This window comes from Paraburkholderia sp. NPDC080076 (assembly GCF_050281145.1).
Lineage (GTDB): Bacteria > Pseudomonadota > Gammaproteobacteria > Burkholderiales > Burkholderiaceae > Paraburkholderia.
The window spans coordinates 236052-261147 of sequence record NZ_JBNNWQ010000010.1; the positions used below are offsets into that span (position 1 = coordinate 236052).

The window sequence follows — 25096 nt, forward strand, 5'->3', positions numbered from 1 at the left end:
GCCACCGCTTCGTGCCACCCGACAAGCGAGAACCTTTATGCCGACCCTCGACGATGGCGTGCTGTATGGGCTAGGCATCCTGGTTCTCGATTTCCTCGCCTGGCGGTTCATGAGCCGTAAAACGGACAAGGGGCGTCTCGCGCTGCGTGCGCTGATGTTCGGCTTGTCGACTTACGTGCTGTTCAGTTACGGCATGAATCCGCTGCGCGCGGCGCCATGGCCGGACGAGCCGTTGCGCCATCTGCTCGCGCAATTGCTGGAGGTGGTGTGGTGGTTGCAAGGGGCGCGGCTCGTGACGATCGTGCTGGATCGCACCGTGCTGCCGGAGACCTGGCACGAGGAGCGCCTGTTTCAGGACGTGCTCGGCGCGCTGGTGTTTCTGGCGGCTGCGGTAGGTGCGATTGCCTTTGTGCTGGAACTGCCGGTGCGCGGCCTGCTCGCGACCTCGGGTGCGCTCGCGATCGTGCTCGGTCTCGCGATCCAGAGCACGCTCAACGACGTATTTTCGGGCGTGGTGCTCAACGCAACGGAGCCTTTTGCGATCGGCGACTGGGTCACCATCGGCGAGGTCGAAGGCAAGGTGGTGGAGACCAACTGGCGCGCGACCAGCCTGCTCAACGGTCAGGGCAATATCGTCGTGATTCCCAACAGCGTGGCGGCGCGCACGAATATCGTCAACGCCAACCAGCCTTCGCACACGCACGGCATCAGCGTGCTGCTGCCGGTCAAGCCGTCGATCCGGCCCGCTACCGTGTTGCAGGCGCTCGCCAACGCCGCCGCCAGTTCGGAGAACGTGCTCGCGGATCCGAAGCCGGTCGTCAGCGTGCGGCGGGCGACCAATGACGCGATCGAATACGAGATCGTCTGCTACGTCGATGCGCTCGGCAGGAAGACCGAGGTGCGCAACGAACTGTTCGATCTCGCGCACCGGCATCTGTTATCGCGCGGCGTGGTGCTGCGTTCGTTGTCCGTGCCCGAACCCGTGGTCGACGCCGCGGATGAAAAGCAGCGCCTGCTGCGCAACGTGCTCATCTTCCAGACGCTCGACGACGGTGGGATCGCGGAGTTGGCCGCGCAACTGACATGCCACGAGTTCGACATCGACGAGACCATCTACAGCGCCGCCGATGAAAGCAGCCACGCGCTGCACATTCTGGCGCGCGGCGTGGCGAAAGTGAGCGTGCCGAAGGACAGCGGCGAGGTCGAATTGCGCCGGCTCGCGCCGGGGGACTCCATCGGTCAGTCGGGCATCCTCGCCGGCGTTAGAACTGGCGTGGTCGTTCATGCGATGACGCACGCCACGGTGTTCCAGCTCGACAAGGCCGCGTTGACGCCGATTCTCGCGCGGCGTCCCGAAGTGGCGCGCGAGATGTGCCGGCTGTTGTCCGAACACCATGAAACGGAGAAGCTGATGCTGGCGTCGACGGACGACGCCGACCCAAGCTCCGGTGGTCTGCTGCAATGGATTCGCGACGGCGTTCGGCGCATTCATGAACTCACGTTGTGAGCGCAGCGAGACGCGCCGCATCGATTCAGTCTTTTTAAGGATTCGCCAAAGTCTTTATGAGGTTAATTCGGTACGCTGCATTGATCGGCCGGTCGGCGATGCGCGCCCGCGGCGGCGTGTCGGATAGGGAGAAGATGACATGAAGAAGAACATTGCGGGAGTCGGCATTCCCGACAGTCCGATGGCGCGGGCGGCAACCGATCAGATTCGGGCCGCGGAGTCCAGCTTGATGTTTCATCACGCGCTCAGGGCGTTTCTGTTCGGCGCGCTGACCGGCTCTCGCGACAAGCTGACGTTCGACCCGGAGTTGCTGTACCTGAGCGCGTTGTTTCACAACGTCGGTTTGAATGTGCAACACCGGCGCTCTCCGTATCGCTACGAGGTGGACAGCGCGAATGAGGCGCGCGACTTCATGCTGCAGTACGGCGCCGCCGCCGGCGCGATCGACGAGGTATGGGCGGCGATCGCGTTGCACACCACGCCGGGCATTCCCGAGCATTTGTCGCCGCTCGTCGCGCTGGTGAGCGCGGGCGTGCAGATGGATATTCGCGGTGCCCGTTATGACGAATTCACCGCGCAGCAGCGCGATGAGATCGTGCAGGCCTGTCCGCGCGAATCCGGTTTCAAGAAGAAGATCCTCGAAGCCTACGCGCGCGGCATGGAGCATCGTCCCGAGACGACGTTCGGCACCGTGAATGCCGACGTGCTGGACCGGTGGGACCCGAACTATCGCCGGCTGAATTTCTGCGGGCTGGTGCTGGGTTCCGACTGGGCGAATTGACGCGGTTCACCGCATATGACGACTGGCTCGCCGCGTGTCGAACGCCGCCTGGAAACGGGCCACGCGAACGCCGCAAGCGGGCATCGAAAGGAAATCAGAATGGGCTACATCATTTCATTGGGCGTTGGCTTCGGCATTGGACTTCTCTACTGGCTGCTCAAGGTGCAGTCGCCGGCGCCGCCACTGATCGCGCTTGCCGGCCTGCTTGGGATGGTGCTGGGCGAGCACGCGATACCGGTTGTCAAGGCGCAGTTTTTCGCGCAGACGGCCACGGTTCAGGTCGCCGAATCGCAGCAGAGCACCGCGGCGCAAAAGCCGGCCACGCCCAGCGCGACAAAAGAGGGCGGCTGATCCTGCAAGCCTTCCGTTCAGATCTTGCTAACACCATCGGGTAATCACATGTTCACTTCGCTTCAACGCTTTCGTCCCATCGCGGCTTTTTGCGCTGCCGTGTTGATCGGCCTCGCGCCGGTGTCGTCCGCTTTCGCCGATAACGGCCCGCCGGAAGTCTCGAACAAGACCGCGCTCGCGGCGCGCATGCCCGACGTCTCGGTCGGCGCGCAGTACGACACGACACACGTGTATGTCGCCTCGGCGGATCTCGACGCGTTCGTCACCAGCTTTCTCGCCACGTTCGGCGGCAAGGCATCGCCGCGCGCGGTGTTCACCGTGACGCCGACGCCGAGCAAGACCGCGTCGCAATACGTGCAGACGCCGGTCGGCATGCTGTCGGTGTTCGGCTTCGAAACGCCGATTCCCTATCCGTTCGGCAACGAGCGGACCGGCTATCTGGTCACCAACATCGACCAGGCGGTGAAGGCGGCGCGCGCGGCGGGCGCCGACGTGCTGGTCGATAGCTTCGACGATCCGATCGGCAAGGACGCGATCATCCAGTGGCCGGGCGGCCTGACGATGCAGCTCTATTGGCACACCAAGGCGCCGAACTACGCGCCGCTGCACAGCGTGCCGGATAACCGCGTCTATGTATCGCGTTATGAAGCCAACAACTTCGTGCGCCGCTGGCTGCATTTTTCGCATGGCAAGGTCGTGTCGGATAACCCGCGCGCGGATGCCGGTGTGATTGGCCGGCCTGGCGAGACGATTCGCGAGATCCGGATCAATTCGGGCTTCGGCCGCATGGTGGTGTTCGTCACGGACGGCAAGCTGCCGTTCCCGTTCGGACGTGAAACGACCGGCTATGCCGTCGACGATCTGACGCAGACTCTCGAGCGCGCGCAAGCGGCCGGCGCGAAGGTTTTGTCGCAGCCGTATAGCGGCGAAGCAGGCAAGAGCGCCGTGCTCGAATTCCCGGGTGGGTATATCGCCGAAGTGCACGATGTCCAGTAAAGCAGGCCTCATCCAGAACTTGCAGGCGTTACGGACGCCGCGGCCGCGCCAGCGGTTGCGGCGGCGTTCGGCGCTGCGTGCCGCCCGTGCGCTGTTGATCAGCACGGGACTGGCGGCCGCGCTGCCGGCGTCGGCGGCGGATACCGCGCTCGGCGGCGCAGAGCAAACCAGCACGACCGGCACGCCCAGCAGCACGGCGGCAGCGGCCGCAAGCACTTCATGCGCGCGGCCGGCTGTCATGTTCAATCGCTGGCAGGAAAACTGGTCGGCACTCGCCAATCCATGCGTGCCGAAGAAGCCCTTCGATTCTCTGAAATACATTCCGCTGTTCGGCAATCCCGACGCGTATATCTCGCTCGGCATGGTGCTGCGCGAGCGGCTCGAAATGAACGACGCGCCGCTCTTCGGCCTTGGTTCGGGCCGCGACGACACGTACGTGCTGCAACGTCTTGAAGTCCATGCGGATGTGCGCCTCGGCCCGCACGTGCAGATCTTCACGCAGTTCGAGGATGCGCGTCCGTTCGGCAAGGACAACGTCTCGCCGGTCGACAAGAATCCGCTCGACTTGCGCCAGGCATTCGTCGCCATCACCGAGCCGCTCGGTCCCGGCACCTTCAAGTTTCGTGTCGGCCGGCAGGAGATGGCGTTCGACTTGCAGCGGTTCATCTCCGTGCGTGACGGCCCGAACGTGCGCCAGGCCTTCGACGCCATCTGGGCCGACTATGAAACCGGGCCGTGGCGCTGGATCGCTTATGCGACGCAGCCGGTGCAGTACCGCGACAACTCGGATTTCGACGACGTCTCCAATCGCGACCTGACGTTCAGCGGCGTGCGGGTGGAGCGCAAGGCCGTCGGTCCGGGCGACCTGTCCGCCTATTACTCCCGCTACAACCGCAGCAATGCGCGCTTTCTCGACGCCACCGGCGACGAACATCGCGACGTGTTCGACGCGCGTTACGCGGGCTCCGTCAATCACATCGACTGGGACGCGGAGGCGATGTATCAGTGGGGCCATGTCGGCAGCAAGACGATCGGCGCATGGGCGGTGGGCACGCTCGCCGGCTACACGCTGGCTTCGCTGCCGTGGACCCCGCGTCTCGGCTTGCAAGTGGATGCGGCCTCAGGCGACACGCATCCAGGAGACAGCCGCATCGGCACCTTCAATCCGCTGTTTCCGAACGGCTACTACTTCGCGCTCGCCGGTTATACGGGCTACTCGAACGTGATTCACGTCAAGCCGTCGCTCATCGTCAAACCGAACAGCAAGCTGTCGCTGCTCGCGGGCGTGGGGCTGCAATGGCGCGAGACCACCGCCGACGCGGTGTATCAACAAGGCTCGGCGGTCGTGCCGGGAACCGCCGGACACGGCAGCCGCTGGACCGGTTTCTACACGCAGTTGCGCGCCGACTATGCGGTCACCGCGAATCTCGCCGCCGCTCTCGAAGCCGTGCATTTCCAGGTCGGTCCTTCGCTGCGCGACCTGGGTGCGCGCAATTCCGACTATGTAGGCGCCGAACTCAAGTTCGGCTGGTAACGCCGTATCGGCACCACGTCGTGAGCGAGGCGTGTCGGAAGAGGGATCCGGTTCTACCCGCAAACACTTCGGGAGCAGCATCATGCATATCGACACCCCCTTGAAGCAACGCACCGAGACGGCTCAGCACGAGACGCGCGATCGTCGTGAAGCGTACTGCCAGGTCAGCGAGAACTCGGCGATGCCGGACGACGGTCGGGCGCCAGTGTGGAACCACGTGATCAACCGGCTGTTGGCGGACTATTGCAATGAGACCGAAGGTGAAGCCTATCTGAAGGCGCGGGCGAAACGCATCGCCGCCGCGCACGCGCCGTCGCGGCATATCCAGATCGAAGTGCTCGAACGTCTGTCGGATACGTCGATTGCCGTGCTCTGGCAGGACGCGACCCGTTGCCAATATGTCGACCAGGTGTGGATCTGCTGCCGCGCGCGCAGCAAGGGACGCTGCGCTTTGAGCGGCGCGACGATTCGCCGTGACGATGCGATCTACAAGCCGAGAGTACGCAGCGCGATCCCGGCCAATGCCGACGCCATGATTCTGGCTTCCGTCATCGCGTGCATGCCGTCCACTCTCATGTCAGGCGACTCGCGCTAGACCGCGCGATCCGCAGCCGGCAGCCGCTTGCTCAGTACAAAAAATTTGAACGATAGGATCAGTTTTTTCCGCGCATGCGTACTCGCGGTTGATCTAGACTTCGGGGACGCTTCGCTGAGCAGTCAGTCCTCAGCGGTTCCTCATCCCGCTGTGTCTTGGATACTCAGGCAATGACCCGCATTGGCCCGCTTCAGGTGGACCTCGCCAGCCGAGAGCTGTTGCTCGACGGACAGCCTGTGCGCATCGGCACCCGTGCATTCGACATACTCGCCGTGCTGATCGCCGCGAACGGCGCGCTGGTGTCGAAGGACGCCTTGCTCGAACAGGTATGGCCGGACACCATCGTTGAAGAGAACAATCTTCAGGTGCATATGTCCGCCTTGCGCAAGGTGCTGGGCGAGAGCCGCAACCTGATACAGACCGTGTCGGGAAGAGGCTACCGGCTGGTGTCCAGAGAGGCTTGCGCGGGACAGCCGGCCAACGCCGTTCGCGACAACGCGCCCGATACCTCCGAACCAGTCCCGTCTGTTCGCCACGTCCCCAACAATCTGCCTGCCAATAGCTCGTCGCTGATCGGCCGGGATCAGGCCATCAGCGACGTTGCGCAGGCGCTCGCTTCAACGCGCCATGTCACGCTCGTCGGTTCCGGCGGGATCGGCAAGACCCGTTTGGCCATCGAGATCGCGCGCAGCTCGCTGGCGCACTTTCCGGAAGGTGTCTATCTGGTGCCGCTGGCGTCCGCCGTCGACGCAAATAGCGTGCTTGCCATGTTCGCCAACAGCGTCGGCGTGAGCGCGGCGAGCGGCCCGCTCACGCTGGCGCGCGTCAGCAAGGAACTCGGCGAACGGCGCGTGCTGTTCGTACTGGATAACTGCGAGCACGTGCTTTGCCCCGCCGCCGAGCTGGCCGAAGCGTTATTGAACGTGAGTCCGGCCATCCGGATTCTCGCGACCAGCCGCGAGCCGCTGCGTGTCGTGGACGAGCACCTGTACTGGGTGGCGTCACTCGACGTGCCCGCGCGCGACGATGAGAGCCAGCATGTTTTGCAACGCAGCGCCGTGCAGTTGTTCCTGTCACGCGCCCGCGCGATCGACGCGCGCTTTTCGTTCGACGACCGAAGCATTCATCTGACCGGCACCGTGTGCCGCCGGCTGGATGGCATTCCGTTGGCCATCGAACTGGCGGCGGCGCGCGCCGCGATACTCGGCATCGAGACGCTCGCCGACCATCTCGACGACCGCTTCAACATGCTGACGGGCGGCAATCGCACGGCGCTGCCGCGCCACCAGACCTTGAAGGCGACGCTCGACTGGAGTCACGCCTTGCTCGACGACACCGAGCGCACGACGTTGCGCCGGCTCGGCGTTTTTGTGAACAGCTTCACGATCGATTCGGCGATCGCCATGGTGAGTGACGAAGGCTTGCGTGAGTCCGGCGTGATCGCGGCGCTATCGGGACTCGTCGAAAAATCGCTGGTCGTGATGCACGCGGAGCGCGGCAAGGCAAGCTACCGGCTGCTGGAAACCACGCGTGCCTACGCGCTGCAAAAGCTCGACGACAACGGCGAGCGGCGCCTCGTCACGCTCAGGCATGCACGTTATTTCGCGGACCTGGTCGCATTCGATTCGCCGAGCAATGCGCGTGAAGCACATGAAGCTCATGACACAAACGCCGCGGGCGCCGGCCCGGAGCATTGGCGCCACCACATGCGCGAGCAACTCGACGATTTGCGAGCCGCGTTGGCCTGGGCGTTGTCACCGAAAGGTGACGCTGCGCTGGGCGAAACGCTGGCGGTGAAGTTCGTGTCGCTGCTTTATGAACTCTCGCTGGTCGACGAATGCTGCGTGTGGGCAAGGCGTGCTCTTGACACCGTGGACGCGATGCATCAGGGTGCGCGCTCGCCGCGTCATTTGCGCTTGCGCATGCAGCTGCTCGCCGCGCTCGGTGCGGCGCTCGTCCATGTGAACGGACCGAACCGGGAAACGCTCGGCATCTGGGCCGAGGTGCTGGCGCTCGCGATCGCGTCGGGCGATCAGACCTTCGAAGCGCGCGCGTTGTGGGGCATGTGGAACGCGAGCCAGTCGGCCGGTGCGGCGCGCAATGCGCTGGCGTTCGCACGGCGCTTCGCGTCGCTCGCCGCGCAGACGGGCGACACCGCCAACGGCATTCTCGCTCATCGCTTGCTCGGCATTGCCTCGCACTACGTGGGCGATCAGCAAGAGGCGCGTGTCTCGCTCGATCAGTTCTTGCAGCACACCGGCCGCTTGCAATATCGGCTGCCGCTCGGACAATCCATCGATCAGGGCGTGGTCGGCCGCGCGACGTTTGCCTGCCTGCTCGGCTTGCAGGGCGCGCGCGATCAGGCGCTCAGAGTCGCCGAGGCATGCGTTGCGCAAGCATGCCGGCAGGAACAGGCGATGGTCACGTGCTACGTGCTGGTCGAGGCGGAAATTCCGCTGGCGCTGCTGGCGGGCCGGCGAAAGCGGGCGGCTCAGGCCATCGCGCTGTTGCGGGACGTGTCGGCGCGAGCCGGGCTGCGGGTGGCGCATGCATGCTGCCGCTGTTTCGACGAATACCTGCATTCGCTGGACGACACCAGTGCGCAGCGTGTGCGTAGCTTCCGCGCCGCGCTGGACGATCTCCAGGCGCTCGAATATGCCGCGCCGCGCGCCATGCTTGCCGCGCAATACAGTCTCGCGCTCGGCCGTGCCGGACAGCGGGAGAACGGCATCGCCGCCGTGGCCGACGCGCTCGCGCAGGGCGATGAGACCGGCGACCAGTGGTATGCCGCCGAACTCAGACGCGTGCATGCCGAATTGCTGCTGATGGAGTACGCCGGTCAGTCACCGTTCGGCGATGCGGGGACGCATGCACAGGCGAGTCTCACCGCGGCACTGGAGGAATCGTTGGCACAGGGTTGCCGCTCGTTGCAACTGCGGGCCGCGACCAGTCTCGGGCGGCTTTGGCATGCGCAAGGCCGAAGCGTCGAGGCGGTGCAACTGGTGAAGTCCGCCTGCGCGAGACTCACGGAAGGCCGCGACTGGGACGACTTCAAGGCCGCTAAAGACTTGCTGCGTGTCGCGACTGAAGCGTGCGCGCCGGCCGGTACTTCTGCCGGCGGCGATACGCGGATGGACACGAATGCGCATGCCACTGCGGCATCGTTCGACGACCCGCCGCCGGACGAGATCAGCGAAGCCTGCTAACTCGAACCTCAACCGTGCAGCGTTCGCTGTTGCACCACTTCGTCGATCAGGTCTGGCCGGTTCAACTGCTCGACCCACCATTGCAGCGCCCTGCCGCATTCGTTGTCGCGCCACGCCAGATAGAAATGCGTGACGTCGCGCATGCCGATCACTTCCTTTTGCACCAGTTCGCCCTGACTCAGCGCCTCGACGGCGAGGCATTCCGGAATCGTGCCCGCTGCCAGGCCCTTGATCTGCGCGGCGAGTTTGGCTTCGAGCGTCGGCACCGTGAGGACTTCCTGATTGACGGCGAGCGCGATCGTACGCGGCGCGAGTTTGCGTGACGTATCGCCGATCGCGACCGCGCGATGACGCGCGACGACGTCCAGCGTGAGCGGTCCGGGTATCGACGCCAGCGGATGATCCGGCGCCACCACGAACACATGCCGCAGCGAGCCGATCGGTTTCGCGATCAGATTGGGAATGGGCGGCGGATCGCCGGCCGCGCCGACGATCAGGTCCGCGCGACGAGTGAGCAGCGCGTCCCACGAGCCGCCCAGCACTTCTTTCGACAGATGCAGCCGCGTGTCCAGCTTGAGCTTGTAGAACTCGCTGACGTGATGCCAGAGCAGATCGAACGGAATGATCTCGTCAACGGCAATGTGCAGATCGGCCTCCCAGCCATGCTGGATTCGCTTCGCCTTGAATTCGAGCGCTTCGGCCGCTTCCAGCAGACGGCGGCCTTCCTCGACGACCACACGCCCCGCGTGCGTCAGCGTGGCGCGCCGGCCGGTGCGGTCGAATAGCTTGACGCCGAGATCGAGTTCGAGTTTCTGAACCAGATAACTCAGCGAGGACGGCACCTTGTGAAGCGTTTCGGCGGCGTTCGCAAACGTGCCGGTTCGATCGATTGCATCGAGCACCTGCAGGACTTCAAAAGATAGATTCATGGAGAAGAGCCGGCTCTGTCGGATACGTTCAGCAGGATGTTCAGGATACTGGATTTCCTGAGCTCCGCAATGATCCGGCCGCACTCACCACACGTCCCGCCTCTAACCATCCAGCCGATCCACCAGCGCAAACGGAATACTCTGCGCAAACAGTTCGCGGTCGCCCGTCGCGCTGGTCTGCGTATTCAGCTGCAGCGCGAAATTGAAACCCGGGCTGCGTGTGCTGGTTGTGCGCTCCTTGACCTTCAGTTCGATCGGCATCCAGGAGGCAGGATCGTTGAGAATGCTGTCCACCTTCGCGTCGATTTGCGCGTGCCCCGCGGCGGCCTCGGCGGGCGGCAACTGCTTCGACATTGCCGCCAGCATGTCCAGTTGCTTCGCCGCGCCGCGCTTGAGCCGGTAGCGGTGGAAGTAGGTCTGATTCGGCCGCCGGTTCGCCTTCACGTCGCCGAGATGGCGGTCGAGACGTTGCGCCGCGAGCGTGCGCGCTGGCGCTTGCTGCGGTTCGGGACGGCCATTCAGCCGCGCGTCCTGGCGTTCGCCTTCCTGCTCGGCGAGCACCTGTTCCGTGAACAGATCGAGCCACTGGTCGCGGCTCGCGTCAAGCGCGCGCGTGTAGGTTTCAGCGCTGGAATACTCAGTGTCGAGCAGACACGCGCGATGCGTCAGCGCGCCGTCCTCGCGCACGAGTTGTACTTTGGCGAGGTGGCTGTCGTCGGCGAAGGTCATGGTCGCGGAGGGTGCGTCGAGCGAAACGAGGCCCACGCCCACACTCGACGCAGGCGCACCGACCGCTTTCGTGGCGCTGACGGTTCCGCTCAGCCGTCCGATCAGACGCGAGCCCGCGCCCACCCGATGCTGCTCGATCTGCATGCGGCCGCTTTGTTCATTTGAATCGAGCGTCTGCTTCGCGGTCTTTTCATAGCCGATGCCGATGTTCGCGCCCGCGCGAAACGGCGAGCCGATCTTCGGCACGGTCACGGAGACGCCGGCATCGGCGGACCCGCCGCGCTTGACGGTGCGTGCCACCGAGTCGGTCCAGCTGATCGACACGTCGGGGTCGTCGAAATAATGGTCGGCGAGCCGGTTCCAGGTGCCACGCGCGCCACCCGAATTCGCGCCGTGCGCCTCGGTCGTCTCGTCGAACACATGATCGATGATGCCTTCGAGTTTCGCGCGCATCGCGCTGTCGTCGTAGCCGGTGCCGTTCCGATTGACACGGCGCGCCACCCGCAGCGATACGCCGCTCGGCTCGGACAACTCCTGCGAATGCAGCACGGCCTGCGTGGTCAGCCCGGCGCGCAGCTGGGTCAAGCCGACGTCGACGTCGTAGCCCACCAGCACGCCGACGCCCGCATGCCGCAACTGGGTTTTCGCGGTGCCGACGAACATCTCGACGCCATGCGTGCCGCGGCTCAACTCGACCACGGCTTCACGGGTTTGCGACGCGCGCAGATCGACGCGCGGCGCGATCGGCACCGCGCCCGCATGCAGCACCTTGCTCAGATTCGCCGAGAGCCCGCGCGTGCTCACGCCGATGCGGCGGCCATCGGTCAGGCGCAAGCGCGAACTCGACTGCAGGTCGTGCGCGACGTCCTTGAGCGTTTGCCGGACCGCGTCGGCGCTGTCGGCCTGGGCGGCCGGGGCGGGCGGGCGCGCCTGATCCTTCAGGGCCGACACCTGCGTCCAGAACGGCGAATCGGCGGGCACCCCGGCGACCTTGCCCCATGCAGCGAGCCGCTCCAGATTGAACGGTTGTTTCGCGATCGACTTGAACGGCTTGCTGCGCGCGAGCGTGTGCGGATCGGTGTTGGCCCAGCGCGTGGTTTCGGCGCGCAGGCGATCGAGCGTGGCGGGTGAGCCGACATCGCGCGGCTGCAACTCGGCGCACATCTGCTGCGCGCGTTCGGTGACCTGGTGCAACTGATCGGCATCCATCCGGCCGTTCGGAAAGCCGCCCGACTCGAGCCACACATGCAAGGCCGCGAGTTCGGCAATCGACTGCTCCGGACGCGCGTGCGAAAGCGCGGCGGCGGCGCGCATTTCCGGACGCTCGCGCAGCGGCTCCAGCGCCCCGCGCATGGCCTCGTCGAGCTTGCCCTGTTCGGCGCCGATCGTTTTGCGCGGCACGCCCTGGGTGCCGAAGCGCAGCGCCGAGAGCGGCGAGCTGCGTTTGCCGGCGAGACGCGGCAGGAAACTTTTCCAGCGGTTTTCGCCAACCCGGTCGATGGTCTTCGCGGAGAACTTGTTCAAACGCTCGCGGGCTTGCGACAGGTCGCTGCCGCGTCCGTCCTCGCGGAAATTCTGACGCCACGCGAAGAACGCGCCTTTCTGATCGGCGCTCAGTGCCGCGCGTCCTTGCGTGGTCAGTGTCGAGGCGGCGTCGTAGGCTTGCCAGGCGAGCGGCGTTTCATCGAGCGGCGTTCCTGCTGCCGGTGCCGCGCGCGCGGCGACGGCGGCGGGCGCGGGGTCCTGCGCCGGGCCCGCGCCGTGGAGCGGCGGATCGAGCGCATCGGCGGCTTGCAGCATCATGCGTTGCGCGAGTTGCGTCGACACATCGCCGGGGGCGGGTTGACCGTGATGGCGCAATTGACTGAGCGCTTCGAAACCGGCGTCGGTGCGCGCGAGCGTGCGGGCCACTTGCCAGGCGCCGGCTTCGGCGGGCGTGCTCGAGCGGGCGGTGTGCATCTGCGCGAAGTCGAGATGTTCGAGGGCGTCGAGCACGTGGTTGGCGCTGGGTGCGTCGCCGATCCTCGCGCCGTGCAACGCCTGGGCGACGAGCGAGCCCCGGCTGGTCGGCAAGGCCGCGTCGGGGCCGCCCAAAGCGGCCAGCCGATGCGAGAGTTCGGCCTGCGCGAGCAGATCGTGCGACGGACCAGGCAGTTGATGGCGCACGTACTCGCTCAACGCGGCCTCGCCGGTCATGGCGTCGAGCGGGATCGCCGTCGATGCTTCGTTGCCGTGCTCCACTGCAAGCGCGGTGTTCGAAGTGGAAGAATCCGCGGCGCGCGCCGTTTTCCCCAGCGCCTGGCGGCTTTGCCGCTCGGTCTTGGCCAGCGCCGTTCCCGCCGCGTTCGACCCTGCTACCGGCTTCGCCGCATAACGCTCGCCGTCGGCGGTGAAATCGGCCGGCGCGAATGGCTTGCCGTGCTGACTGGTTTGCGACAAGGCGGTGCTGACGTCGAATTTGCTCGCCCGCAGCCGCGCGCCGGTCCGCGAGAGCGTGTTGCCGAGCCGGCCCAGCAGCGTGTCATCGACGAGCGGCCGGGCCTGCGGCGTGCCGGTGGGCGGCGTGGCGGGCGCACCGCCGGGCCGCTGCGCGGGCGTTTGCGCCGCTTCGGTGTCCGGCGTGTCGGGCAGGTGCGGCGGCAGGGCATGAATATCGGACATGGCGCGTGGCGTTCAACGAGCGGCAGTTGAACCCACGGTATTAAGCGCGTGTGACACCCCCAGGCAGCGTGCGAAGCGAAGTCACCGCACGCGAAGCAGTCCCGCGGCGGCCGAAGCGTGCAGCGCTTCGAGATCCACGGTGATGCGCAGTTCGAGCCGGCGCGCGCCATGCTGACGCGCGCGCAGCAACGCGTCGTCGAGCAACTCGCGCACCGTGCGCGGATCGTCGCCGGTGCGCAGGCGCAGCATGGCGTCCAGACGCAGCAGCTCGGGCACGTACCAGAGCTCGCCGGTGCGCTCGCTGCGGCTCACGGCGTCGCGCAAGGTAGCGCCGAGCGACGCCGCGAGTTCCGGCTTGCCGTGCAGCGCAATGCGCGGCAGCAGCGTGGCGATGAACGCGATGTCGGGCACATAGATGCGCTCGCGCGCGATCCGCTTCAACGCGCCGGCAATCAGGCGCCACGCGGCTTCCTCGTCGCCGCGCCGGGCTTCGAGCCAAAGCTGGAAATCGAGCCCGAGGCGCAGCCAGCGTTTGACGCCTGCCGCACGCGCGCGCGTGACCAGCGCCGCGGCGCACGACTCGGTGAGCGCGATGTCGTCGTCGAGCGCGGCGAGCGCGCAGGCAAGACCGAGCGCGATGCAGCACGCGAGCGGTTCGCTCTCGTCGCCGGGCTCGCGGATCGTGACGCGCGGCGGCGTCGTCAGATGCGGTTCGCCGACCAGCCACAGTGCGACGGCATGAATCGCGCGCGCCACGAGATGCAGCGAGAGTCCATAACTGGTGGCCACCGCGTTGGCCTCGCGGCTCAGGTCTTCGTCAATGTCGTCGGCGGTGTCGTCGTTCAGGCCGACCACCGGCGCGAGCAAACGGATCGCGGTGTCGAATTCGCCCGCGTACGCCTTGACGATGCCCTCGATGCGCCGCGCGTTGATGCTCACGGCGGCACTCTGCGCGACCGGCGCGATCTCGCTGAATTCGTTCGCGAGGCGCCGGCATTGTTCGATCTCGCCGGCGTCGAGCGCGCACATTACGAGGCAGAAGAGCGCACGCAGGCGGTAGGGCGTGTCGGCGCAGATATTGGCGAGTTCATAGGTGCGCTGCCAGCTCTCGACGATCTCCGCCGAGGCGCCGCGCCTGAGCATCAACGCACGCGCGAGCACGGCACGCAGCCGCATTTCGTCGCGGATGCGCCGCATCGACACGCTGTCCACCCGCGCCAGCACGGCACGCACCCAGCCGATGTATTCGTCGACGAGCGCGAGCGCCACCCAGATCGGCGCGGTGTTGTCGAGCAGCTCGATGCACAGCTCCACTTTGTCGACGGACACGGCCCATTCGAGCGCGGCGCGCAGCGCGTCGATATCGTGGCGGCTGTGCGCGGTGGCTACGGCGACGCCCGCGCCGAAGCGGCGCGCCATGTCGCGCGCGACGAACTGCGCGTGATGCAGTTCGGCCTCGGCGCTTTCGCGATTGCGCTCCAGCGCGTCGAGCGCGAAGCGGCGCACGGCGGGCGGCAAGCGCAGCCGCAAGGCGCCGTCGCAGTCGACGGTATTCACGAGGCCCGCGTCCATCAGCGTATGGAGCTGGCGCTCCAGCAGACGCGGCTCGGGCGGCCCGAAACCGTAGTCGCTGCCGAACGCGCCGAGCATTTCATAGGCGGCGTCGTGCGAGAACGCGGTGGCGAAAATGCCGAGCCGGCGCAGCATGGTGCGAGTGGGCGCTTCGAGCGCCGCATACGAGAGATCGAGCATCACGTGCACGATCGCCGCGCGCGGCAGCACGATGCGGCGGCCGCCGCTGCGATACGTCATGACGGTGTCGAGTTCGCGCGCGAAGGCCACGATCGCCTCTTCCGGCGGCACGCCCGCGCACACCTGGCCGGCAATGGTCGCGGCCGCCAGTTCGAGCGCGAACGGTACGCCGTCGACGCGCCGGCAGATCAGCGCCGCCGCCGCGAACGTGGCCGGCGCGATGCCGCTCACTTCCGGCAGCGGCGCGTGCAATGCGGCGGCCTTCACGCAGCGCGCGAGGCGGGAAAAAAGCAGCCGCAGCGCATCGTAGTCGAGTGTGGCGGGCGTGCCGTCGATCTGCTCGGGCGGCACGCGCAACGCGGCCACCGGCACGGTGGTCTCGCCGCCGATGAAGAGCGGCGACTCGCAGGTGGCGATCACATGCAGGCCGCCCGTGTTGGCGACCAGCGTGTCGATCAGGCTGGCCGCCGCTTCGCTCAGATGATCGCAATGATCGACGATCAGCAGCATGCGGCGCTCGCCGATCTGCGCGGCCAGATTGGCGGCGCTGGCCAACTCGCTGGCCGGCTCCAGTCCGACGGCCGCGCCGATCGCGTTGGCCACGCGATCCGGTTGCGCGAGCGAGGCGAGCGCCGCGCAGAAGTCGCCGTCGGGAAAATGCGGCGCGAGGTGGCTTGCGGCTTCGATCGCCAGGCGCGTTTTGCCGACGCCCGAGGCGCCCGTCAGCGTGACGATGCGGCGCGTGGGCACCAGCGCGAGCAATTCCGACAATTCCGCATGACGGCCGATGAACGGCGACGGATCGATGATCTGCGAACGCAGCGAGGTGACCGCGCTGGTCGGCATCAGCGCGGGGAACGCGGACACGGCCGGCGCGACCGCCGCCGCAAGACTCGATGCGCCGGCGACGGATGCGACCGCGGCGGACGGACTGTACGGCGCGCCGCTGAAGCGCGCGGTGCGGGTGGAGGCCGAACCGAATGCGCCGAACGCGGCGCTATAAGCGGACGCGGCAGTCGCAGCGGACAACGCGCGGGCCGGCGCACCGAACCGGAACCCGGTCGTGGTCAACGGACTCGCCGCCACCGTCGTGGCGAACGAGGTGGCCAGCGACGCGGCAATGCTGCCGGCGTTCGCCACCGCGAGATCGAGCCCGGTGTCCGGCGTTTCGAGCACGCGGACCTCGCCCGCGAAACGGTAGCCGCGGCCGGCCACGGTGACGATCAGATCGCGGTCGCCGTCGAGCGCGCGGCGAATCGCGGAGATTTGCGCCTGCACCGTGTTCGCGTCGACATTGCTGCCCGGCCAGACGATTTCGCGCAACTCGGCGCTCGACACCACGCGGCCGCGTGCGTCGAGCAGCGCCGCGAGCATCGCGAACGGACGCGCGCCGAGTTCGATGACGGCGCCGTCGGAAATCAGCAGGCCCACGTCGCGCGCGAGCCAGAATCGCGAGAAAGCGATCACCTGACCAGTGAGCCGCGGTAGCGACATGATGAATCTCCGGCGTAGTAGTGTTTCGGTCCACCGGCGAGGAATACTCGCGAGGCATGCATCACGAAATGCCCGCGCTGCGGCTATTCGTCAGACCAAAGTATTATCGCCCGAGAAGTGAACAATTGCCTGGACTGCGGACACTTCTTCAATGCAGGGTGCGCCGTCGACGGTTAAAACGCTTGCTTCACGCGTCCGCGAGACTCCATTGCATGGTATTGCGCAACCACGCGACGCCTTCGCTGGCCGGTTCGGGCGGCACCGGTGCGGGACGCGTGAGCGCGTAGAGATAGCTGTCGGCGGCGGCGAGGCCACGGTTCGGACGCGGTTCGTGATTCGTCAGGCGCGCTTCCTGTACGAAGCCGAGCCGCTCCATCGAACTGTGCGCGGCGCCATCCACGGCGCAGCACGCAAATACGCGGTACACGCCGGGCTGCTCGATCAGCCAGTCGATCACTTCCTGCAAGGCCAGCACGCCGGCCCGGCGCCGCCGCGCGCCGTCATGCCGGCTGATGATCACGCCGATCTCCACGCGCGGCAGCGTTGGCTTCAATTCGATCAGCGCGGTCAGGCGGCCGGTCTCCTTGCATTCGAGCGTGTAGCGGATCAGGCTGCCGTCGTCCCAGCCGCGCCGCGCCTCGGCGATGAATTCCTCGGTCTGGCTCACGCCGGTGTGGCGCAGCACAGGCAGGTCGCGCATCGTGTCGGCGTCGCCCAGCATCTGGTCGAACAGGGCGGGAGCGTCGGCGGGGGTCAGGGGGCGTAGCCGCAGATACGGCGTGTCCAGAGTGTCGAGCGGCGTGAAACGCATGAGTCGGATTCCGAGTGAGCGACGAACCCCGGCAGTGTGGCGCCGTCGCATGACCGGCGCACGACGCGCCGCGAATCGGCGTAAGGGCGCGCGAAGACCTGGCAGCGGGCCGGGCCGCTGGCCTCGGCCCGCCGCTGAACACGCAAGTGCGGCGGCTACGGTGTCGTGCTGCTGAGCGCTCGCGCTTCGTATCGGTGCACGCGAGTTCGCACGCCGGCAGCGAGTTTCGTACGCTGCTTGTAAGGTCGAGCAGGATGCCTGTTCGACGTCCTTGTCTTGTGCTTCGCGTTGACGGCGCACATTCACACCAGGAGCCCCGCACCATGCCGAATTCCCCATCGATCGGACGTTCGAGCAGTACGCTGCCGCTTTCCGACTCCCACGCTCCGTCGTCGTCGCCGGCGGACGGCGGCAAACCCGCCGGCGGCTTGCCGCACGCCGGTCCACAAGCCGACGACAAACTGGGCGCACTGGCCGGCAACGGCAGCGGCGCCGCGGCGGGCAAGGGCGCGCGCGCATCGTTCGCGGCGAAGGTGCCGTCGCCGGCCACTTCGGCGACGACGACTGCGCCGGGCGCGGCTCAGTCGGCCGCTCAATCAGCCTCTGGCGGCGCGCCGGGGCGCGCCGGACGCCTCGGCGCTTTCTCGCAAGGCGCGGCGACACTCGCGAACGGCGCCACCGGTGTCGCGACGGCGGGCGTGAACGTGGTCGGCGGCCTGCTGCAACTGGAACAGGCCGCGGTCATGCAGCTCGCCGAATTGCTGAAGCAGGGCGCCCGCAACGTGGAAGAAGCATCGAAGGGATGAGGCGTGCAACGAGGTCCGCCAGGCGCGGACCCTCGAGCGAGTGTGTTGCGGGTGCAGTGCCTGCGTTGCTGGCGAGTGGCGTGGCTAGTTGCCCTTGTGATTGCTCCGGCGTTGCTTGATCGGCCGCGCTCGGCGTTGCATCACGCCCGCAACCAGAAAAACTCTCCCGACGCGATCCCTTCGAACATCTCGTCGTTCGACTCCACGATGTTCTGTCGCCAGTAGCGCCCGTGCTCCGCGTAGTGCGCGAGCAGATCGGCGAGCGCCTCGCCGTTCAGATCGTCCGCGAACGGCAGCCGCAGCACCAGCACGACGCCGCCGGTATCGGTGTCGAGCCCCAGTTGCGCCTGGTCCTGCGCATAGATCAGCAGGTTGGCCTCCAGCATCAGCCGGAACACGACGAGCGTGCGTCCGGCCGTGACCGTGCCGAAATGGAAATTCGCGTACATCGCGTCGAGATCGCGCTCGAAATAATCGAGCCGCACGTCGAAGCCCTCGACCTCGATCGACCGCGTGCGCAGCACATGGTCCGCGTCGCCGAGACCGACGGTCGCGCACAGATCCATGATCAGGCTGGTGTAACGCTCGCTGCTCATTCTCGACCCTTGCTTGGCGGTTGCGCGCGGTGCCCGGCTGGCCAGGCGTTCTTTTGTCCGCTTCGCGAGCGGCGGACGCCGCGCCGCACCTCTCGCGCATGCCGCAAAAAACACGGCCGGACCCCGTGTGCGACGCGGCCGGCCGCGTGCGGACCGCCGCCTGTGGCGAACGGCCCGCGTCTGCAATGCTTAGCCGCCGCGCGAAGCATCCTTGACGTTGCTTGCGCCGCTCTTCGCGATGTTCGCCACCGATGCATACATGCTTTGTTCAACTTGCATCTGGGCGGACATCATCGTCATCTGATCCATTTCCTGCGTGAGACCAGCCATCATTCCGCCTGCGCTTCCTACGGACATAAGAACCTCCAGTGACTATGGGTAGAGAGTGAGTGGCCTACATCGAGACCTGCCGCCACGCCGGCCGCTCCTGAGAGCGGGCCGCCGCGGCAAGCGCGTTATCCGCGTGCCGAGCGCGTGCTGCGCCGGACATGCGGTGAGCCGCCGCGTCGCGCTCAGGCGCGCGCGCCGGCCTGTTTTTCCTGCAGCCGCGCAATCACGCGCGACGCGGCGAGAAAGCCGCGATACAGCTTCGCCAGATTGTTGCGATCGAGGTCGGTGGCGCCCTGCGTGTCGCTGATGCGCTGCGCCGTCGCGTCGAGCGCCTGGCGGATCGCTTCCACTTTGGGCGCGCCGGCCGGATCGGCGAGCGTCTTCTGCAGGTCGTTGAATTCGCTGGCGTGGGCTTCGAGCTGCTCGTACATGTCGATCTCCTGGTTGTCCTGGTTGAAGCGTGGCGGTGCGCCGTTGATGGGTCAGCTCGACGGACCGCGCGGCTGGGCCGGCGGCAGTGTCGCGGGATTGGGCAGCGGCACGACGCTGGCCGCGCTGCGAGTGACGGTGTCGTTGTCCACGATCGAGGCGTTGGCGGTGTTTTGCGTGTTGCTCGTGGTGGTTTTGCCGTTCGGCGCCGCGTTCGTGTTCGCGGCGGTTGTGTTACTGGCATGGCCGGCCGCGTTCGCATCCGCAAGCGCCGCGCCGCTTGCACCGCTTGCGCCTGCTGCATTCGCATTCGCAGCCGCATCGCCGTCCGATGCCGGCGTGTCGATCGCGTAGATGTGTTTGACGCCATCCGGCGTTTGCGCGTAACGGACGTCGTCGGAGGAAATCATTTCGGAGTACGACGCCGCCGCTGGCCCGGCCGCCATGACGTTGGAGTTTTCCGCAGCCTGCACCACGATGTTCTTCACGTTCGGATCCAGATCGGCCCGCACGCGCGCGAGCGCCGCATCGAGATCCGCGCGGCTGCTGACCGCGCCGGTCACCGCGAAATTGCCGTCGCCGAGATAGCGCACGTGCGCACCCGCCACGCCGAGCGAATCCTCGATGCTGCGCGCGTCGTTCTGCGCGACGTCGTAATTGCGCGAGATGCCGGTCGGCGAAATGCGCGCGAACAGATTGCGCACGGCGTCGTCGTCGGCGGGACTCGTGACCATGCCGGTCACCACCACCGTGTTGCCGACCGCGTGCGCCTGCAAGCCGGTCACATGGGCCGCGGCCAGCCCTTCGTTGACGCGCTGCGCGCGGTCGTCGGCATTGCGCGGCAACGCGGCGCGGCTCATCTGCGTCGTGGTCAGCAGCGAACCCGCGACGATTACGATGCCGAGCACGAAGCACGCGACGACCGCGCCCACATAACGGCGGCGCTTCTTGCGTTCGGCGGCGAAGCGCGCTTCGGCGGGGCGCGTCAGCAGCATCGACAGCAGGTCGAGATCGGACGGCCACGCGGCATCGTCCGCGCCCACGCACAGAATCATGTCGTCGAACTGCATCGGCACGAAGTCCACCAGCAGCACCACTTCTTCGCCGGCCACCGGCGGCGCGGCCTGCCCGTCCGCGGTGTCGGCCATCTGCACCGCTGCGGCGACGCGCTGTGCGCTGACCACGCCGCTCGCGTCGACGTGCAGCAGCGCATCCGCGCCACGCCAGTCGGTGAGGCGGATGTCGGCATCGTCGTCGGCGCCGACGCGATGCGTGCCCGGCGTGAGCTGCAATTGCGCTCCCGCGTGGACGCCCGTCAGTATCCGCAGCAGTTTCATCGTGCTCGCACAGGGTGGGTGGGAGAAGCGCCGGAGAAGCGCGCGGCTTGCGCGCTCAGGCCGGCTCGATCGACCTTAAATGTAGCCGCGCGATGTGGCGTGTCAGCGAACGGATGCGAAGGCGCCGCATGCGATGCGAAGCCGCGCGGCAAACCGTTTAGCGACGATTGTCTGGAAAGGCGCGGCGTGGTCCAGGCGGGCTTCCCGGGGCGTCGGATAGGGACGGCGGTGCGTCGCCGGCGCCGTGCGGGCTCCCTTCAGCGGCGAGGCGACGGGATGCACCAGACGCACCGGATGCGCCCGAAGCCGAAGCCCGCCCAAGCACCCCGCCGCGCAGCCCGCACAACGTATCGATCGAGCGCCCGAGCTGCGCCGCGTTCGACGGCTTATCCGCGTGCAGCCACAGCAACGGAAACAGCAGGTTGAAACGCTGCACGCGCTCGGGCGGCGGCAGACGCGTGACGGCTTGCCCGGACGCACTGCCCGCGCGCTCACGCAGCGCGGCCACGCCCGAACTCGCGCCCGGCTGCGCGGCGGCAAGACTGCCGATGCGCTGCTGCACACTGAGCAGATCGATCGACTGCTCGAGCACGCGCGCGTCGAGCGGCATCTGCGGATTGGCGGCCAGTTGCTCGCGCAAGCTCAGCATGTCGTTGCGCCATGCGTCGCGCACCGCCGCCGCGCGCGCGCTTTCCTCGCCCGGCTGCGCGTACTGCGCGGCGACCGCGTCGAGCCGGCCGGACGGCGGCGGTGGCACGGCGCCGCGATCGCCGCGCGCCTTGATCCCGGCCGCCGCGCCCGTGCCGTGCTCGTCGCTGTGATCGCCTTGCGAATGACCGCCGCCGCCCCCGCGTCCGCCGCCGTCGCGGTTGACCTTCTGGCCTTCCGCGTGATGCGCTTCGGCGTCGTCCGGGCCGTCGTCGTCGAGACCCGCGCCGTTGCTGCGCTGCTTCTTGGCGGCGCGTCGTTTGCGTGCCAACTGGTCGGCCATGCGCTTCGCGCGCACCGAACTCACCGAGGGTCCGCGTTGCGCGTCGCCGCCATAGGTGAAAGTGGTGGTGCCGCGATACAGCGCCGCGAATTGCGCGCCGTTACGGGCGCCTTGCGCGTTGGCCGATTTCTGCTGCGCCTCGGCCGTGCGCTGTGCGTGGGCCGCCGCTGTGTCGCTGCCCTGATGGGAGATTCGGCTCATGTCGCGCGCCTCGCAAAGTGGCCCGGTTCAGCGGCGGGCCTGCACCGCTTCAGAGCGGCACGGCCGCCTGCATCAACTCGTTGGCGAAGTGCAGGATCGCCGCGCACGAGAGCGGCGCGGCGACCACGATCACCACTGTCACCGCGATCAGCTTGACCGCGTGCGACAAGGTCTGATCCTGCATCGACGTGATCGCCTGCAGGAACGACACGCCGAGACCGACCACGGCCGCGACGATCACCGCGGGCAGCGACACGGTCAGGCACAGCAGCATGCCTTCAGTGGTGAAGCGGATCAGCGAATCGATTTCCATCTGGTCTCCCGCGCTATTTGTAGGACATCACGAGGCCGTGAATCAGCGTCGACCAGCCGTCCATCACCACAAACAGCAGCAGCTTGAACGGTATCGCGACGTTGGTCGGCGTGACCTGGTTCAGGCCCATTGCGAGCAGCACGTTCGCGATGATCAGATCGATCACGATGAAGGCGATGTACAGCAGAAAGCCGATCTTGAACGCGTCGGTCATTTCCGTCAGCGTGAAGGCGGGCGCGAGCACGATCAGGTCGTCTTCCTTGATCTGCGCGGCTTCTTCCTTCGGCCACACCACGGAAGCCGAGCGCAGAAAGAAGCGCTTCTCGCGCTCGTTGGTGTGCTTGACGAGAAACGCGCGGAACGGCTCGCGCGCCGCGCCGAACGCCTGTATCAGCGCCTGCGATGGTTGCGAGGCAAGTTGCTGGCCTTCGAGCGTCTTCGCGGCGAGCATGCCGATCGGCGCCATCACGTAGATGGAGACGAGAATCGCGATGCCGTTGAGCACCATGTTCGGCGGCACCTGCTGCACGCCGAGCGCATTGCGCAACAGACCCAGCACGACGACGATCTTCGCGTACGAGGTGACCACCATGGCGACGAAGGGCAGCAGGCTGATCGCGACGACGACCAGCAGCAGCCCGGTGATATCACTGAATTGGACCATGCCTGTGCGCCATGCGAATGATGCGGATACCGAGATGTTCGCCGACCGTCACCAGCTCGCCATAGCCGATGGTCTGTCCATGCGCGACGAGCCGCAACTGGGCATCCGCCACGGGAACGGGCAGTTCGAGCACATAGCCTGGGCCGAGCGCCGACAGTTGGGCGAGCGGTAGGGCCACCGTGTCGATCTCGAACTGCACCGGCAGTTCGAGTTCTCCGATCCGGATCGGATCGGCGGGATCGTCGATGGCGAGCCCGGCGCCGGCGCTCGCCGGGTCCAGCTCTTCTGACATGTTCGGCTCCTTGACGATGACGAGCGCGTGCCCGTCGATTTCCACAGCGGCGCACACGCGGGTGAGCCCAGGGGTGCCCCACGCGGCGACGGCACGCGGCCGAGCGTGAGACGCGGATGAGTCGTCCGATGCGCCGAGCAGCGCCGCATCGAGCGAAGGGAAGGCGGCGCGCAGCAGCACGTCGCCGGGTTCGAGTGCATTCAGCGTGTCTATCGGCAAGCGCTTCATGCCGAGGATCAGGCTGCCCGGCACGTCGAGGTCGGCGCTCGCGTGTGCCGACGAATCGTTCGATGCGAATGCGCCTGGTGTCGGGTTCAGCGCCTGGGTCGCGTCGGTATCGCTGCGCAATAGCCGGTCGAGCAGGTCGTAGCATGCGGGCTCGGCGAGAACGGCAGCCTGATAGCGGCGCTCGGCGAGTACGAACGAGAGCGCGACGACCGGTGGCATAGTCGCGTGGGCTTCGCTCGTGAGCTTGCGCATCGAAGCCGAAGTCGAAGTCGAAGCGATATCGCACAGGCGCGCCCGGCGCACGGCAACCGCACGCGGATCCTTGAAGCCGGCGCCGACGAGCCGCTCGAACAACGGCGCCAGCACGACGCCCGCGACGGCCTGGCGCAAGGCGACATCGGCGGGCGGTTTGGTGCTCAGCGCGTCGCTATCCGGCCATGCCGCGATCGACAGCGCCGGATAGGCGCGCAGATCGAGCGCCACACGCAGACCGGCTGTCGTGCCGCCGTCAACCGCGGCGAGCGTGAGTTCGATGACACCGGGATCGGCGTAGGCGGCATCGAACGTATGAGCATCGGTCAACGCCGCCTGCCATTCGGTGATGCCGAGCGTCGCACGCAGATGATTGGCGACGCGCGTATCGCAGATCGTGCGCGTAATGCGCGCGTCACCGTGGGACACGACCGGCATGCGGAACGGCACGATCACTCGCCGATGCGCGAGCTCCGCCGCGCCGCGCGACGGCTCGCTGACCGATGCGCGTTCACGCACCGCGCGCGGGTCGGTCACGGCTTCGTCTTCAGTCGTCGGCTCGTCGAGCGGATAGGTCATGCGCAGGGAATCTGTCACCAGACAGTGAGTTCGATTTCGCGGGCTTCACCCCACGCGCGCAGCAAGGTGTCGAGTTCTCGTTCGAGCAGTGCGCTATGTTCCAAGAGTAATTGCCGCGCCGCCGTATCCGTCGTATCGAACCGAAGCTGCAGACTGAAACGCGAAAGCGTCAGATACAGCGTGGTGTGCGGCAACAGTTTCTGATCGAGCGGCAGTTGCACTTCCCAATTGCCTGCTTCCGCGATCGACGGATCGCCGCAGAACGCACCGATCTCGCGCGCCAGCGAGCCGAGCAGCTGCACGAAGCGCTGTTGTTGCCGATACACGGCGGACACGACCGGTTGCGCGGCATCGGCGACACGTGCGCCGATCGCGAGGCGTTCGGGCGAAAGCGTGAGTTCGGTATTTGCGCCGGAACCTGAGCCCGTGCTCTGTTCAGCAGCATCGTGACCGGCGTCGCCTTCGTGCGGGAAGAACGGCTGCGGCGCGGCGGGCGCCGATGCGGTCTCTGCGTCTTCATTGGCATCCTCATGACTGCCGCCTTGCGAGCCCGCGTGGGCATCGGCATCCGCGTTGTTGTTCAGCCGATGCAACGCGCGGCGGCGGCCGAGCAACGACGCGTAGTCGAAGCCGCGGCCACGTGAAGCGGAACGCGACACGGCGTCTTCCGGTGTGTCGTTATCCGCTTCGCCCGGAATCACACGCACGTGGCGCGAAGCGATATGCGTCATC

The 25096-nt window shown here is 66.9% G+C and carries 21 protein-coding genes; 8 read left to right on the forward strand and 13 right to left on the reverse strand.

Annotated features, from left to right (window positions below; translation table 11 throughout):
* The first annotated feature begins 37 nt into the window (after positions 1-37).
* From ACQKRQ_RS32775 to ACQKRQ_RS32805, 7 genes are all read left to right on the forward strand, one after another.
* A complete protein-coding gene (locus ACQKRQ_RS32775; protein ID WP_427481543.1) occupies positions 38-1507 on the forward strand; it encodes a mechanosensitive ion channel domain-containing protein in 1470 nt (489 codons plus the stop codon).
* 139 nt (positions 1508-1646) lie between these two features.
* Positions 1647-2288, forward strand: a complete 642-nt coding sequence (locus ACQKRQ_RS32780) for a phosphohydrolase (protein ID WP_427481544.1) — start codon at positions 1647-1649, stop codon at positions 2286-2288.
* Positions 2289-2387: 99 nt separating this feature from the next.
* Positions 2388-2639: a DUF1427 family protein gene (locus ACQKRQ_RS32785; protein WP_427481545.1), complete on the forward strand. Its 252-nt coding sequence runs from the start codon at positions 2388-2390 to the stop codon at positions 2637-2639.
* 48 nt (positions 2640-2687) lie between these two features.
* Positions 2688-3635, forward strand: coding sequence for a VOC family protein (locus ACQKRQ_RS32790; protein ID WP_132381771.1), 948 nt, complete (start codon positions 2688-2690; stop codon positions 3633-3635).
* The gene (locus ACQKRQ_RS32795) at positions 3625-5169 is read left to right on the forward strand and encodes an alginate export family protein (protein ID WP_427481546.1); all 1545 of its coding nucleotides are present in this window, start codon (positions 3625-3627) and stop codon (positions 5167-5169) included. Before ACQKRQ_RS32790 ends, ACQKRQ_RS32795 begins: the two co-directional genes overlap by 11 nt.
* Before the next feature lie 82 nt (positions 5170-5251).
* A complete protein-coding gene (locus tag ACQKRQ_RS32800; RefSeq protein WP_427481547.1) occupies positions 5252-5764 on the forward strand; it encodes a DUF3331 domain-containing protein in 513 nt (170 codons plus the stop codon).
* A 170-nt stretch (positions 5765-5934) separates the two neighbouring features.
* Positions 5935-8970 (forward strand): ATP-binding protein, encoded by a 3036-nt coding sequence (locus tag ACQKRQ_RS32805; RefSeq protein WP_427481548.1) that lies wholly within the window; start codon positions 5935-5937, stop codon positions 8968-8970.
* Positions 8971-8978: 8 nt separating this feature from the next.
* On the opposite strand, the gene ACQKRQ_RS32810 is transcribed toward ACQKRQ_RS32805, so the two are convergent.
* The 4 genes from ACQKRQ_RS32810 to ACQKRQ_RS32825 all read right to left on the reverse strand — a co-directional run bounded on the left by ACQKRQ_RS32810 (position 8979) and on the right by ACQKRQ_RS32825 (position 17346).
* Positions 8979-9899, reverse strand: coding sequence for a LysR family transcriptional regulator (locus ACQKRQ_RS32810; protein WP_427481549.1), 921 nt, complete (start codon positions 9897-9899; stop codon positions 8979-8981).
* Between the two features lie 102 nt (positions 9900-10001).
* Positions 10002-13289, reverse strand: a complete 3288-nt coding sequence (locus ACQKRQ_RS32815) for an autotransporter (RefSeq protein ID WP_427481550.1) — start codon at positions 13287-13289, stop codon at positions 10002-10004.
* Positions 13290-13370: 81 nt separating this feature from the next.
* Positions 13371-16535, reverse strand: a complete 3165-nt coding sequence (locus ACQKRQ_RS32820; protein WP_427481551.1) for a winged helix-turn-helix domain-containing protein — start codon at positions 16533-16535, stop codon at positions 13371-13373.
* Between the two features lie 187 nt (positions 16536-16722).
* Positions 16723-17346, reverse strand: a complete 624-nt coding sequence (locus ACQKRQ_RS32825) for a GNAT family N-acetyltransferase (RefSeq protein ID WP_427481552.1) — start codon at positions 17344-17346, stop codon at positions 16723-16725.
* Between the two features lie 323 nt (positions 17347-17669).
* Between ACQKRQ_RS32825 and ACQKRQ_RS32830 the strand changes: the two genes are divergently transcribed.
* A complete protein-coding gene (locus ACQKRQ_RS32830; RefSeq protein WP_427481553.1) occupies positions 17670-18152 on the forward strand; it encodes a hypothetical protein in 483 nt (160 codons plus the stop codon).
* Between the two features lie 140 nt (positions 18153-18292).
* On the opposite strand, the gene ACQKRQ_RS32835 is transcribed toward ACQKRQ_RS32830, so the two are convergent.
* From ACQKRQ_RS32835 to sctP, 9 genes are all read right to left on the reverse strand, one after another.
* Entirely contained in the window at positions 18293-18748 is a 456-nt protein-coding gene (locus ACQKRQ_RS32835; RefSeq protein WP_132381789.1) for a CesT family type III secretion system chaperone, read from the reverse strand.
* Positions 18749-18937: 189 nt separating this feature from the next.
* On the reverse strand, positions 18938-19105 hold the full coding sequence (locus ACQKRQ_RS32840; protein ID WP_162831287.1) for a hypothetical protein: 168 nt from the start codon (positions 19103-19105) through the stop codon (positions 18938-18940).
* 155 nt (positions 19106-19260) lie between these two features.
* Positions 19261-19509: a type III secretion protein gene (locus tag ACQKRQ_RS32845; protein WP_132381791.1), complete on the reverse strand. Its 249-nt coding sequence runs from the start codon at positions 19507-19509 to the stop codon at positions 19261-19263.
* A 51-nt stretch (positions 19510-19560) separates the two neighbouring features.
* Positions 19561-20844 (reverse strand): secretion protein, encoded by a 1284-nt coding sequence (locus tag ACQKRQ_RS32850; protein ID WP_427481554.1) that lies wholly within the window; start codon positions 20842-20844, stop codon positions 19561-19563.
* A 157-nt stretch (positions 20845-21001) separates the two neighbouring features.
* Positions 21002-22036, reverse strand: a complete 1035-nt coding sequence (locus ACQKRQ_RS32855; RefSeq protein ID WP_427481555.1) for a hypothetical protein — start codon at positions 22034-22036, stop codon at positions 21002-21004.
* 49 nt (positions 22037-22085) lie between these two features.
* Positions 22086-22349, reverse strand: coding sequence for a type III secretion system export apparatus subunit SctS (gene sctS, locus ACQKRQ_RS32860; protein ID WP_132381797.1), 264 nt, complete (start codon positions 22347-22349; stop codon positions 22086-22088).
* A 13-nt stretch (positions 22350-22362) separates the two neighbouring features.
* Entirely contained in the window at positions 22363-23013 is a 651-nt protein-coding gene (gene sctR / locus ACQKRQ_RS32865) for a type III secretion system export apparatus subunit SctR (protein ID WP_132381799.1), read from the reverse strand.
* The gene (sctQ, locus tag ACQKRQ_RS32870) at positions 22997-24382 is read right to left on the reverse strand and encodes a type III secretion system cytoplasmic ring protein SctQ (protein ID WP_427481556.1); all 1386 of its coding nucleotides are present in this window, start codon (positions 24380-24382) and stop codon (positions 22997-22999) included. The genes sctR and sctQ overlap by 17 nt, the downstream gene beginning before the upstream one ends.
* Entirely contained in the window at positions 24379-25095 is a 717-nt protein-coding gene (gene sctP / locus ACQKRQ_RS32875) for a type III secretion system protein SctP (RefSeq protein ID WP_427481557.1), read from the reverse strand. The genes sctQ and sctP overlap by 4 nt, the downstream gene beginning before the upstream one ends.
* Position 25096: the final 1 nt, after the last annotated feature.

Excerpts from the sequence above, each read along its gene's own strand:
- ACQKRQ_RS32775 (WP_427481543.1), top strand. The coding sequence starts at position 38 with ATGCCGACCCTCGACGATGGCGTGCTGTATGGGCTAGGCATCCTGGTT.
- ACQKRQ_RS32780 (WP_427481544.1), top strand. The coding sequence starts at position 1,647 with ATGAAGAAGAACATTGCGGGAGTCGGCATTCCCGACAGTCCGATGGCG.
- ACQKRQ_RS32785 (WP_427481545.1), top strand. The coding sequence starts at position 2,388 with ATGGGCTACATCATTTCATTGGGCGTTGGCTTCGGCATTGGACTTCTC.
- ACQKRQ_RS32790 (WP_132381771.1), top strand. The coding sequence starts at position 2,688 with ATGTTCACTTCGCTTCAACGCTTTCGTCCCATCGCGGCTTTTTGCGCT.
- ACQKRQ_RS32795 (WP_427481546.1), top strand. The coding sequence starts at position 3,625 with ATGTCCAGTAAAGCAGGCCTCATCCAGAACTTGCAGGCGTTACGGACG.
- ACQKRQ_RS32800 (WP_427481547.1), top strand. The coding sequence starts at position 5,252 with ATGCATATCGACACCCCCTTGAAGCAACGCACCGAGACGGCTCAGCAC.
- ACQKRQ_RS32805 (WP_427481548.1), top strand. The coding sequence starts at position 5,935 with ATGACCCGCATTGGCCCGCTTCAGGTGGACCTCGCCAGCCGAGAGCTG.
- ACQKRQ_RS32810 (WP_427481549.1), bottom strand. The coding sequence starts at position 9,899 with ATGAATCTATCTTTTGAAGTCCTGCAGGTGCTCGATGCAATCGATCGA.
- ACQKRQ_RS32815 (WP_427481550.1), bottom strand. The coding sequence starts at position 13,289 with ATGTCCGATATTCATGCCCTGCCGCCGCACCTGCCCGACACGCCGGAC.
- ACQKRQ_RS32820 (WP_427481551.1), bottom strand. The coding sequence starts at position 16,535 with ATGTCGCTACCGCGGCTCACTGGTCAGGTGATCGCTTTCTCGCGATTC.
- ACQKRQ_RS32825 (WP_427481552.1), bottom strand. The coding sequence starts at position 17,346 with ATGCGTTTCACGCCGCTCGACACTCTGGACACGCCGTATCTGCGGCTA.
- ACQKRQ_RS32830 (WP_427481553.1), top strand. The coding sequence starts at position 17,670 with ATGCCGAATTCCCCATCGATCGGACGTTCGAGCAGTACGCTGCCGCTT.
- ACQKRQ_RS32835 (WP_132381789.1), bottom strand. The coding sequence starts at position 18,748 with ATGAGCAGCGAGCGTTACACCAGCCTGATCATGGATCTGTGCGCGACC.
- ACQKRQ_RS32840 (WP_162831287.1), bottom strand. The coding sequence starts at position 19,105 with ATGTCCGTAGGAAGCGCAGGCGGAATGATGGCTGGTCTCACGCAGGAA.
- ACQKRQ_RS32845 (WP_132381791.1), bottom strand. The coding sequence starts at position 19,509 with ATGTACGAGCAGCTCGAAGCCCACGCCAGCGAATTCAACGACCTGCAG.
- ACQKRQ_RS32850 (WP_427481554.1), bottom strand. The coding sequence starts at position 20,844 with ATGAAACTGCTGCGGATACTGACGGGCGTCCACGCGGGAGCGCAATTG.
- ACQKRQ_RS32855 (WP_427481555.1), bottom strand. The coding sequence starts at position 22,036 with ATGAGCCGAATCTCCCATCAGGGCAGCGACACAGCGGCGGCCCACGCA.
- sctS (WP_132381797.1), bottom strand. The coding sequence starts at position 22,349 with ATGGAAATCGATTCGCTGATCCGCTTCACCACTGAAGGCATGCTGCTG.
- sctR (WP_132381799.1), bottom strand. The coding sequence starts at position 23,013 with ATGGTCCAATTCAGTGATATCACCGGGCTGCTGCTGGTCGTCGTCGCG.
- sctP (WP_427481557.1), bottom strand. The coding sequence starts at position 25,095 with ATGACGCATATCGCTTCGCGCCACGTGCGTGTGATTCCGGGCGAAGCG.